An 11,760-nucleotide genomic window follows, 5' to 3' on the forward strand; every position below is an offset into this window, starting at 1 on the left:
AAAGCACGATGCCCCCTTCCGGGGGCATCGTGTGGGCCCGATGGACCGGGTCCGGTGCACAGTCTCTGATCAGATCAGAAGTTCTGCTCGTACTTCATGTACATCATGCGGCCGTACATGTTGTACAGGGTGTTGCTGTAGAACGGGAAGCCGAACAACGCATTGTTGATGGGCGCATCCTTGTTGGTGACGTTACGCGCACCGACCGAGATCTTCGCCTTCCACGGCAGGCTCACACCTGCCTGGACATCGAACGTGGTCCACGACGGCAGCGTCGTTGCTGCGGTGCCGTTGGAGCTCGATCCGATGTAGTTGGTGATCACGCCGAAGTTGTAGATGCCGCCGGTCCAGTTGAGGGCCAGTTGTCCACGATCTTCCGGGAACGTTGCCGTGCCGGCGCGTTCGATGGTGCCAGCCGCGATCGGGGTGAAGTCGTACTCGAGCTGATGCGACCACGCCAGCTTGGTATTGAACGTACCCAGGCTGTCGGTCTGGAAGCGCCAGCTGGCCTCGAAGTCCAGACCCCGTGCCGTCTGCAACGCACCATTGTCGGTCGGCAGCAGGATCAGGTTCGGAGCGCCCGGCAATACGGTGCCATTGGGGGCAGTGATCGGAGCGCCACGGGTGACGCCGTAGCCCGGCACACCGGCATCGCCGTTGCGGAAGGCCAGTGCGCGCGGCACGGTGCCGATCACGTTCTCCAGTTCGACGTCGTAGTAGTCCAGCGCGAACGACAGGTCGGCGGTGGGGCTCCACACTACGCCCAGACCCCAGTTGGTGGATTCTTCAGGGGTCAGGTTCGGGTTGGACGAAACCAGCCAAGTGTACTGACCCGACGAGGTGCAGGGATTCACCGGGTAAGGCTGGTACGCGGCATCGCCGGTCGCGGTACGGACGGCCGTCAGCGCCGCGCACGCCAGTTCGTCACCACCGGCATGCGGCGGGCTGAGCGTGTTGACCGGCGGGCTGTTCAGGTTGGTGCTGGAGCTGTCACCGTACATGTCGACCAGGGTCGGTGCACGGAAGCCCTTGCCCCAGGTGCCACGGAACAGCAGTTCATCCAGCGGACGGAACTCCAGCGACACACGCGGCGAGAACTTGCTGCCCAGGTCGTTGTAGCTGTCGTAACGGCCGGCCAGGGTCACGTCCAGGGACTCGAAGATCGGGAACAGCGCTTCGAAATAGGCCGCGTAGTAGGAACGCTCGCCTTCGCCGCCAGCGCCCGCGGAGCCGAACACGTTGCGTGCGGCGCTCTGGGCATCGTAGGTCTGGGTGAAGCGGTCATCGCGGTACTCGAAGCCGGTCACGAAGCCCACCGCACCGGCCGGCATCTCGAACAGGTCGAAGCTGATATGGCCATCGCCCGTGACCGAGCGCATCTGCGATTCCACGAACACGGTGTGGCCGATACGGCCGGCGTTGGCGGCCACGCTTGCATGGGTCGGATCGAAGGGGTTGAAGGAACCCGAGTCGATCAACTGCTGCAGTGTGCTGCCGATGCCGTAGTTGTAGTTGACACTGTTCTGCGAGTTGAGGCCGTGGCCCAGGCTGACTTCCCAGTCGGCGCCGCCGAACCACTCATTGCTGCCATTCAGGCCGACCATGTACTCGCGCTGCTTGTCCTGGCGGATCGAGTCGCGCGTACCCAGCGGGGTGAAGCGGTAGTACAGGGTGCCGGCTTCGCCGAATGGGTTGAACGGGTTGGTGGCCGAGATGGTGGGCAGCAGGCCGGGACCGCGGCCGCCATTGTCGACCGGCGCCGAGGCGTAGACACCGAGGCTTCGGGTTTCCGAGTTCAATGCGCGGAAGAAGAACTGCGTGGACTCGGTCAGGTTGTAGTTGCCGTTGACGAACAGGGCATTGCGACGCAGCGAGGATTCGTTCGCAGAGGTGGCACCGTGGTCGAAGGCGCAGCGGGTCGCGCTGATGCGGATGCTGTTCTCAAACTGGTCGCAGTTGGCAACGCTCTGCAGGCCGGCGCCGCCCAGGAAGGTGGCCGAGGAGTTGTACGGGCTCAGGCCCGCGGTCCACAGCGCGGCGGGAATCTTGTCGCGGACGTCCCGGTTGAACATCATGTCGCGCTGCTGGTGGTCCAGCACGAAGGTGACGTTGCCGCGGTCGGACGAGATGCCACCCGAGACGCTGAGGGTATTGCCATCGGGGCCGGCTTCGGACGAGGTCTCGTAGCTGGCGGTGACGTTCATGCCCTCATAATCCTTGCGCAGGATGATGTTGACCACGCCGCCGATCGCGTCGGAACCGTACACGGCGCCGGCGCCTTCGCGCAGGATCTCGATGCGCTCGACCGCCGAGGTCGGGATCATGTTGATGTTGGCCGCACCGCCGGCCAGGGCGCCGGAGTTGGTCATGCGACGGCCGTCGATCAGGACCAGCGTGTAGGCCGAGCCCAGGCCGCGCAGGTTGATGGTGGCCTGCGAACCCGTGGCCGAGCCCGAAGATTCGCGCGTGGAGCCGAACGAGTTGTAGACGTTGTTGCGCAGGAAGTCGGAGACCGACAGTTCGCCCGCCGCTTCGATGTCCGCACGGGTGATCGTGGTGATCGGGGCCGCTGTCTCGATATCGGTGCGCTTGATGCGCGAACCCGTCACTTCGATGCGATTGAGGGTGGTGGTTTGATCGCTGCTGGCTTCCTGAGCGAAGGCAGCGCCCACGCCCGTGGCCGACACAGTACCGACCGCGAGCGCGAACGAAATCGCGTCACGAAGCTTCGTGGTTTTGCAGTTCATTTGTCTCTCTCTCCCGTAAGGGGTATCCCAAGGTGTCCCTCGAGGCGGTCAAAAGGGTGACCACGAAACGAGGGGGTGACCGGATACTAGTCGGCTTTTAACGGGAATTAAACCCGCGTGAAGATTGAGTAGGGGGAGACGTAAGTTTTGTTACGTATTTGTGAGATGACGCACACAATTCAGCTTCCACGCGTGCCCGGATGGGGGCGGGAGAGGCAAGTCAGGGTGGTCCATTCACGGGAGCACGGCTATTCCGCCTCGGCTTGAGGCGAGCCACGGAAGGCGGTGACGGCTTAGAGATCCTGCTCGTACCGGACGTAAGGCACGGTGCCTTCGTCGGCGTTGTCGTTGGTCAGCGAGAACGGATTCTTGCCGCGGGTGATGACGTTTTCGGCGCCTACGGTGAGCTGCCCGCTCCACGGAGTACGCCAGGTCAGTCCCAGTCCCAAGCCCTCGAACTTGCCGGGTTGGCCAGGCACGTCGATGACGCGGCCGATGATGTTTGCGCTGAAGGGACCGTAGCCGCCGCCAACGGTGAGGCTGCGGCTGTTCCACCGTTCGGCGAACGCGGGCACGTCGGAGGCAGGTACCAGCGTGGCCTTGGCGACTGCGCCGCCGATGGATACGAAGCCCTCGCGACCGATGTTCTTCTGTCCGAACACGGCCAGATCGTTCTGTTCGACGCGGCCCGTGCTGCGGCCGGACGACAGCCATGCCGGCAGCGTGTCACGGCCAGTGCCGGCCGAGAGGCCGAGCTTGCCGCCCGGGCGGCTGAGAACTGCGGACGCGCTGATACGCTGGCTGGAGGTCGCTTCGTCCTCGTCATCCAGCGTCGCCAGCATGCAGTGGCTCGCGAGATTGCCGATGTTGCCGACCACACCGGCCTTGCGGTTGCAGACCAGCCCCAGCGCATCACCACTTTCCAGGCCGAATGCCGTGGTCAGTGAATTGCGGCCCATGCGCCAGCGGGCGCCGGCCTCGGCCTGTCCGGTCGGTTCCAGCAACAGGACGGCCTCGACCTTGCCATCGTTGTTCCAGATGGGCAGGGCGGTGGCCTGGGTATCGGCGGCCGGCTTGCGCGTGCTCTTCTGCGCATGCGCATCCACCGCCACGCCGGAGGCGAGCAGCAGGGCAAGCGACAGTGACAGGCTACGCAGATTCATGGCTCGCTTGAGACTCCTAAGACAACCTGGAGTTCCCCTCCCGAAGGGGAACCGATGCTATGCCTTTTATGTTTCTTTAACAAGTCCCCGGGGCGTCCGGCTGATGACCGGACTACTGCAGGCGGTGCGGCGCTTCGGCTTCGACCGGGTGCGGGCTGAAAAGTTCCGCGATCTCCGAAGGCGTGAACCGATACTGCTGCCCACAGAACTCGCAACGGACTTCAGCCACCCCGTCGGCCAGTGCGGCCGTCGCCTCTTCCTCCCCCAACGACTGCAGCATGCTCTCAACCCGCTCGCGCGAACAAGAGCATCCGAACCGAACTGGGCGTTCGGTCAGTATTTGCGGTGCTTCCTCGTGGAACAAGCGATGCAGCAGGTCCCGGGTGGGCACCCCCAGCAGTTCGGTTTCGCCCAGAGTGTCGAACAGGGCGCCCGCCCGGTTCCAGCCGTCGACGTCGCCTTCGTCGCCAGGCAGCTTCTGCAGCATCAGGCCGCAGGCCCGGTCGCCGTCAGCGGCCAGCAGCAGTCGTGTGGGCAACTGTTCGGACTGGCGGAAGTAGTCCTCGAAGGCCTCGGCCAGACGGCTGGCTCGAAGTCCGACCAGGCTCTGGTAGCGCTGGGGCTCGCGGGGGTCCAGTCCGGGATTTTCGATGGTGATGGCGAGCAAGGCGTCGTCGCCCAGATCGCGCAGATCGCGGGGGGCATCCTGTTCTTCCGGCATCTGGACGATGCCGCGTACGGTGCCAGCCGCCGTGCACTCCGCGAACAGGGTACGCAGGGCGCCGCTGCTGCGGAGCTGGATGGACAATCGCCCATCCACCTTGGTGTGACCGGTGAACAGCACCGCTGCAGCGCTGGCTTCACCCAGCAGTTCGCGGGCGGCCGGCGGATATGCGTCCTGTCCGGCCACGGCCTGCCATGTATCGTCCAGGCGCACGGCCACGCCACGGACGCCGGCAGCGGGGAGCAGGAATCGGGTCAGGGTATCGGCGGTGGCGTCGGCGGTCACGGGAGATCCATACATGGGAAGTGCGGTCGGGCGGAGCGTCTCGGCATAATGCGCCGTACGAATCCGCCAAGGGAAACGCCACGATGGGGGCAACCATGACCATCCTCAAGCTCGGGATGGCCCGATGAATGTTCCGACGGCCGCCAAGGCGCGGCGACCGCGTCGCTGGTTCCGCTGGCTGCTCGCGTTACCGTTGCTGTTCGCGGCCGCCAGCATCCTGCAGGTCGCCGTGCTGAGGTTCGTCGATCCGCCGTTCACCGCGTTCATGGCGGCCCGGATGTTCGAAGCCTGGGGGCAGGGGGAATGGGGCTTCCGCATTGCCTACGACTGGCGTGACATGGAACGCATCGCCCCCAGCCTGCCCGTATCGATGGTGGCGGCGGAAGACCAGAACTTCGCAAGCCACCACGGGTTCGACCTGGCTGCCATCGAGAAGGCCCGCGTGCATAACCGCAAGATGGTCGAGCGTGCCGAAAAGCGCGGCCGGCCGGTAACGCGGCTGCGTGGCGCCAGCACCATCAGCCAGCAGGTCGCCAAGAACGTGTTCCTGTGGCAAGGCCGCCATGCCGTCACGCGCTGGGCGCGGAAGGGGCTGGAGGCTTGGTACACGGTGTTGATTGAAATCCTGTGGCCGAAACATCGCATCCTGGAGGTGTACGCCAACGTCGCGGAATTCGGTGACGGGGTATACGGAGGCCAGGCGGCGGCACGGCGTTACTGGGGCAAGGATGCGGCGCGCCTGACGCCGGCCGAAAGCGCACGTCTGGCCGCGGTGCTGCCAGCACCGCGCCGCTACAGCGCGCAGAAGCCCGGTCCCTATGTGCAGCGCCAGGCACGACGCATCCAGCGGCAGGTCGGCCAGATCGGCGGTACGGCCTATCTGGAGACGTTGCGATGAGCGCTGTGGGCATGTGGCAGGTCACCGTGGTGGTGGCCGCTTACAACGAAGCGCAATCGCTGCCACTGCTGCATCCGCGCATCATGGCTGCACTGGACGCGATCCCGGAGGTGCAGGGTCGCGTCCTGTATGTGGATGATGGCAGCCGGGATGACACGTGGCCGGTGCTGCGCGCCCTGGCCGCAGCGGATTCCCGGGTCTCGGTGCTGCGGCTTTCACGCAACTTCGGCAAGGAAGCGGCGCTGACGGCGGGACTGGATCGGGTGGAAACCGGTGCGGCCCTGATCCTGGATGCCGATGGCCAGGACCCTCCGGAGCTGATTGGGGAATTCGTGCGCCAGTGGCAGGCCGGTTACGACAACGTGCACGGCACGCGGATCGCGCGCGACGGCGAGGGCTGGCTGAAGCGCGCCACTGCGCATGCGTTCTACCGCGTGATCGGCCGTTTGTCGAAGACACCCATCCCCGCCGACACCGGCGACTTCCGGCTGCTCTCGCCGCGTGCGCTTGCCGCATTGCGCGAACTGCGGGAGCGGCACCGTTTCATGAAGGGGTTGTTCGGCTGGGTCGGATTCAACCAGGTGGCAGTGCCCTACCATCGCGAAGCACGGGTGGCAGGCAGCAGCAGCTTCGGTTTCTGGAAGCTGTGGAACTTCGCGCTGGAGGGCATCACCAGTTTCACCACCGCGCCGTTGAGGGTCGCGACCTACATCGGCGTGCTCACGGCACTGTTGGCGTTCGCATTCGCCATCTACATCGTGACCAAGGCGTTCCTGTTCGGGGATCCGGTCGCGGGCTGGCCGACCATGATGGTGGTCATCCTGTTCCTCGGCGGCACGCAGCTGGTAGCGCTGGGACTGATCGGCGAATACCTGGGCCGTCTGTACGAGGAATCCAAGCAGCGTCCGCTATACCTCGTCGACGCGTGGCAACCGGCGGCGGCAGGAGTATCCTTGCCCGTGCCAGATCGACCCGCTCCCCATTCCGGAGATCGCCATGCGCACGGTTCGTCAGTTGCTGGGGTCGAAGACCCCTGAGGTCTTTTCGGTTTCTCCCGATGCCTCCGTCCTCGATGCCATCAAGCTGATGGCGGAGAAGGGCGTGGGCGCGGTGCTCGCCATGCAGGGCGAGCGACTCTGCGGCATCGTGTCCGAGCGCGACTATGCGCGCAAGGTGGTGCTACAGGGACGGTCTTCATCCAACACGCCGGTGCGCGACATCATGACGGCCAAGGTGGTGACGGTACGTCCGGACGACAGTGTCGACCACTGCATGCAGATCGTCACCGAACATCGCATCCGTCATCTGCCGGTGGTGGAAGGCGAGGCGATCGTCGGCGTGATTTCCATCGGCGATCTGGTCAAGGCCGTGATCGAGGACCAGCAGGTCGAGCTGGACCAGTTGCAGCGCTACATCGCCAGCTGAGCCTGACATCACTACTTCGCGTACTGCCCGCCACAGCCACTGTCTTCACCGGGACCCACTTCGATCGTCGCCAGCAGCGCGGCGGGCGGTGCGATGCTGCCCAATGCGAGCGCGGTGGCGCCGCGCAGCCCGAGTCGCTTGAAGTCGGGACGGAACGACGGGTCCTTGAACGTGCCACCCACCACCAGGGGTGAGCGAAGCGCCAGGATGCTGCGGTCCTTCGGTCTTGGACGCAGCTCCAGGTCCAACGTCTCGTCTTTCAGGCTGATCTCGCCTTTGCCGACGATGAGCGTATCGGTGGTGTCGAACGCGAGTGCACGTGTCTGCATCACGCCGCCCTTGACGGCGAAGTCGCCGAATGCGCAGCGGACGGGCACGGTGCGGTCTTTCGTCAACAGGAACTTCAATGCCTCGGCGATATCGAGGCCCGCCAATTCCATCAGCAGGTTGCTGATCTGGCCACGGCCCATGCCGATGGCGACGTCGCCGCTGGAGCTGCCCAGGATGGCGGCGATGGAATTGCCGGAGCCTGTCAGCGAGATATCGCCGCCAATGCGCCCGATGGCGGACTTTGTCAGTTCGGCCCGGGGGAAAAGTTCTCCCAGGTCGAGTCCGCGCGCCGCGATGCGGGCCTGGGTGCGAATCGGGCTTCTGCGCGCATCCATGCGGATCTGCGAGCGGATGTCGCCCTGCGCGACACCGAAGTTCAGCGGCTCCAGGCGCAACAGACCGCCTTCGAGCAGCAGATGTGCATCCATGTCATCGAGGGGCAGGCCCGGGGCATTGATGCGGTGGGCCTTCCAGCGCACGTCGGCGTCCATCGCGCGCAGCTTCGCGAGGTTGTAGGGCGTGTCGGGGAGCATCCGGGCGTCGGCGGCCAGTGCGGTGGCCGCGGCACGTTGTTGGGCGTTGGCGGCTTCGCTGCCCCCGGTCTGTGGTGGTGCACCCACGAAACCCGCCAGATCGTCGAAGTCGAGCCGCTTCGATGCGAGGTTTGCCTTCAGGAAAGGACGTTCGCGGCCGACCGTCACGCTGGCGGAGCCACCCAGGTCGCTGTCGCCGACGACGCCGGTGAATCCATCGTAGTTCCAGGTGTTGCCGTCGCGGGTGAAGCGGCCATCAAGGCGGTAGGGTGGTGTGGGTGGCGTGGCCACGCCGATCAGCGGGAACAGGTCTTCCAGGTTCTGCCCCGCGAGCATGAGCTTGAGGTCGAAGTCGCGCAGGCGGAACGGATCCAGCAGTGTCCCGCGTGCGTGCGCCCGGGTAGCGCCGGCAGTGGCGCGGAGATCGATACGGTAAGGATTGTCGGTCTCCCGCAGTGCCAGAGGCGAGGCCACTTGGCCGGAGAGAGTGAACCGGTTTCCGGACCATCGGCCCTTGCCTTCGATATCGACAGGGGGCGAATCCGAAGGCGTCGCCCCCGTAGTGCTTGCCAGCCGGATATCCACGTCCGTCCTGCGTGCCGGGTCGAGGAACAGCAGGCGTCCGTCGTCGATCCAGAGCGCCCGATAGATGATGCGGCTTTCGCCATCGCGGTCACCGAACACCCAGTTGCCCTCGCGGTCGGGCCCGGTTTCGAGCCGGAGGTGCGGCTTCGTCAGCCGGATGTTCGTGATGCGTGTTTCCCGCTTGAACAGGAGCGGCCAGATTTCCACGCTCAGTTCTGCGCGCTCTGCGGAGGCCATCACTGGGACCTTCGACCAGGGTGCATTGCCGAAGCTCAGGGTGTCCGCGCGGAGCGTCGTCACGCGCCCGAGGTCGACGTCCAGATCGCCCGCAATCTCGAAACTGCGCCCGGTCTGCCACGTGACGATGCGTTCGATGGGGCCGCGAAGCCAGTTCCACTGGAAGAGCAGCACCAGCACCACCAAACACGCAGCCAGCGTGCCCAGCACCAGCGTGCGGGTGCGCGTCAACGTGCGTAGAGCGAAACGGCTGCGTGGGGATGGCGCTTCGTCCATGGCCCCATCGTCCCGCGCCGCGTGTTCATGTGTTGCGAAGTGCGTGCCCGCCGGTTCATGTGCGGGACACGAACGTCGAGATCCGGTTCAGGGCGCCAGGCGCGGCTGCAGCACCTGCTGGGTGACCGCCACGAAGTGGCAGACGCTGCCCGCGATCACGAAAAGATGCCAGATGGCATGCGAATAGCGGATCGATTCGCGGTGATAGAAGAAAGTGCCCAAGGTATAGAACAGGCCACCGGCCAGCATCCATCCCAGCGTCCATGGGTCGACGGAGGTCAGCAGCGGCTTGACCGCCACGACCACCAGCCAGCCCATCGCGATGTAGATGATGGTGGAGAGCAGCTTGAAGCGGCCGGTGTAGAAGAGCTTGAAGATCACCCCGGCAAGGGCGAGCGTCCAGATGGCCGTGAACAGTCCCCAGCCCCATGGGCCGCGCAGTCCGATCAGGGTGAATGGGGTGTAGGTGCCTGCGATCAGCAGGTAGATCGCGCAGTGGTCGAAGACCTTCAGCCGTCCCTTCGCTACCGGGTGCTGTATGGCGTGATACAGCGTGGAGGCCGTGTAGAGCAGGAGCAGTGTCACGCCGAACACGATGGAGGCGCCCAGCTGCCAGCCGTCGCCATGGATGGCCGCCAGCGTGATCAGCACCGCGCCGCCCGCGAGTGCGGCGACGGCACCCAGGCCGTGCGTCAGCGCGCTCGCGATCTCATCGCGGATGTCGATCAGGTGATCCGCCCGCTTGCGGGCGCGCAGGGACTTGAGGGGGGAGGAATCGGACATGATGCAACGTTACCGCAACGCAGCACGCGGTGCATGGCGTTGCCGCGGGCGGTCAGCGCAGGGAAAGGCTTCCGGGGGTGGGGTGGGCAATGCGGGCGACATCGATGAACCTGCACGTCCATCGACGTCGATCATCCCAGGTCCACGCTGTGCGCATGCTCGCGGGTGGCGAGGAACTGCACGTCCGGCGCGCGCTCCTGCGCCAATTGCAGGTTCACCCGCGTCGGCGCCAGGTAGACCAGCTGGCCCGCGGCATCCAGCGACAGGTTCATGGCGTTCTTGTCGCGGAACTCTTCCAGCTTCTTCGCGTTGTCGCAGCGGATCCAGCGGGCCGTGGCCACGCTGACGTTCTCGAATGACGCGTCCACGCCGTACTCGTCCTTCAGGCGGTAGGCGACCACGTCGAACTGCAGCACGCCCACCGCGCCCAGGATCAGGTCGTTGCTCATCAGCGGGCGGAAGAACTGGGTGGCGCCTTCCTCCGACAGCTGCGCCAGGCCCTTCTGCAGCTGCTTGAGCTTGAGCGGGTCGCGCAGGCGCGCGCGGCGGAACAGTTCCGGCGCGAAGTTCGGGATGCCGGTGAACGACAGCGCCTCGCCTTCGGTGAAGGTATCGCCGATGGAGATGGTGCCGTGGTTGTGGATGCCGATCACGTCGCCAGGGTATGCCTCGGCGGCAATCTCGCGGTCGCTGGCCATTAAGGTCAGCGCGTTCGCCAGTTTCATCTCCTTGCCGCTGCGCACGTGGAAGGTCTTCATGCCGGCCTCGAAGCGTCCCGAACACACGCGCATGAACGCCACGCGATCGCGGTGCTGCGGGTCCATGTTGGCCTGGATCTTGAACACGAACCCGGTCAGCTTGTTCTCGTCCGGCTGCACTTCGCGCCCCGTGGTTTCGCGCGGCTGCGGCGACGGCGCATGCTCGACGAAGAAATCCAGCAGCGGCTGCACACCGAAGTTGTTGACGCCCGAGCCGAAGAACACCGGCGTCTGCTTGCCGTCCAGGTAGGCCTGCTTGTCGAACGGATGGCTGGCACCCTGCACCAGTTCCAGTTCATCGCGCAGCGAGGCCAGCATCTCGCTGCCGATACGCGCTTCCAGCTGCGGGTCGTCCAGCGAGGCGAAGATGGTGGAATCCTGGCGGGTGAAATTGCGGCCCGGTTCGTACAGGTGCACTTCGCCGGTCAGCAGGTGCACCACGCCCTTCAGGCGCTGGCCCATGCCGATCGGCCAGGTCACCGGTGCGCACTGGATGCCCAGCACGCTTTCCACTTCATCCAGCAGGTCGATCGGGTCCTTGCCCTCGCGGTCCAGCTTGTTGATGAAGGTCATGATGGGCGTGTCGCGCAGGCGGCAGACTTCCATAAGCTTGATCGTCCGTTCCTCCACGCCCTTGGCCACGTCGATGACCATCAGCGCGCTGTCCACCGCGGTGAGCACGCGATAGGTGTCCTCGCCGAAGTCGGCGTGGCCGGGCGTATCGAGCAGGTTGACGATCTTGCCGTCGTACGGGAACTGCATCACCGACGAAGTCACCGAGATGCCGCGCTCCTTCTCCAGCGCCATCCAGTCGGACGTCGCATGGCGCGCGGCCTTGCGACCCTTGACCGAGCCTGCCATCTGGATCGCGCCGCCGAACAGCAGCAACTTTTCGGTCAGCGTGGTCTTGCCGGCGTCGGGGTGGGAGATGATGGCGAAGGTGCGGCGGCGCGCCGCTTCGGGGGCCACTGCGCTTTTCGGATCGGACATGGGGCGGGTGCCCGGACGGGCACGGA

General features: G+C 65.3%; 9 protein-coding genes. 3 read left to right on the top strand and 6 right to left on the bottom strand.

The features are described from left to right. Positions 1-74 precede the first annotated feature (74 nt). The 3 genes from FB548_RS04630 to FB548_RS04640 form a co-directional block, all read right to left on the bottom strand. On the bottom strand, positions 75-2,747 hold the full coding sequence (locus FB548_RS04630) for a TonB-dependent receptor (protein ID WP_142123549.1): 2,673 nt from the start codon (positions 2,745-2,747) through the stop codon (positions 75-77). Positions 2,748-3,040: 293 nt separating this feature from the next. Then, positions 3,041-3,904: a hypothetical protein gene (locus tag FB548_RS04635; RefSeq protein ID WP_142124107.1), complete on the bottom strand. Its 864-nt coding sequence runs from the start codon at positions 3,902-3,904 to the stop codon at positions 3,041-3,043. A gap of 118 nt (positions 3,905-4,022) precedes the next feature. After that, positions 4,023-4,934, bottom strand: a complete 912-nt coding sequence (locus FB548_RS04640; protein ID WP_142123550.1) for an Hsp33 family molecular chaperone HslO — start codon at positions 4,932-4,934, stop codon at positions 4,023-4,025. A gap of 109 nt (positions 4,935-5,043) precedes the next feature. On the opposite strand from FB548_RS04640, the gene mtgA reads away from it, so the two are divergent. From mtgA to FB548_RS04655, 3 genes are read left to right on the top strand one after another with little or no spacing between them, the layout of a single operon-like run. Beyond that, a complete protein-coding gene (gene mtgA, locus FB548_RS04645) occupies positions 5,044-5,817 on the top strand; it encodes a monofunctional biosynthetic peptidoglycan transglycosylase (protein WP_142123551.1) in 774 nt (257 codons plus the stop codon). Between the two features lie 5 nt (positions 5,818-5,822). Further along, positions 5,823-6,854: a glycosyltransferase family 2 protein gene (locus tag FB548_RS04650; protein ID WP_142124108.1), complete on the top strand. Its 1,032-nt coding sequence runs from the start codon at positions 5,823-5,825 to the stop codon at positions 6,852-6,854. Beyond that, entirely contained in the window at positions 6,814-7,242 is a 429-nt protein-coding gene (locus tag FB548_RS04655; RefSeq protein ID WP_142123552.1) for a CBS domain-containing protein, read from the top strand. The genes FB548_RS04650 and FB548_RS04655 overlap by 41 nt, the downstream gene beginning before the upstream one ends. A gap of 11 nt (positions 7,243-7,253) precedes the next feature. Here the strand turns inward: FB548_RS04655 and FB548_RS04660 are convergent, their stop codons facing one another. The 3 genes from FB548_RS04660 to FB548_RS04670 all read right to left on the bottom strand — a co-directional run bounded on the left by FB548_RS04660 (position 7,254) and on the right by FB548_RS04670 (position 11,734). Continuing rightward, entirely contained in the window at positions 7,254-9,203 is a 1,950-nt protein-coding gene (locus FB548_RS04660) for an AsmA family protein (protein ID WP_142123553.1), read from the bottom strand. Positions 9,204-9,290: 87 nt separating this feature from the next. Beyond that, complete coding sequence (locus FB548_RS04665; protein WP_142123554.1) at positions 9,291-9,986, bottom strand: hemolysin III family protein; 696 nt, start codon at positions 9,984-9,986, stop codon at positions 9,291-9,293. Between the two features lie 131 nt (positions 9,987-10,117). Then, positions 10,118-11,734: a peptide chain release factor 3 gene (locus tag FB548_RS04670; protein ID WP_142123555.1), complete on the bottom strand. Its 1,617-nt coding sequence runs from the start codon at positions 11,732-11,734 to the stop codon at positions 10,118-10,120. Between the last annotated feature and the right edge of the window lie 26 nt (positions 11,735-11,760).

Source organism: Pseudoxanthomonas sp. 3HH-4 (assembly GCF_006716465.1).
Lineage (GTDB): Bacteria > Pseudomonadota > Gammaproteobacteria > Xanthomonadales > Xanthomonadaceae > Pseudoxanthomonas_A.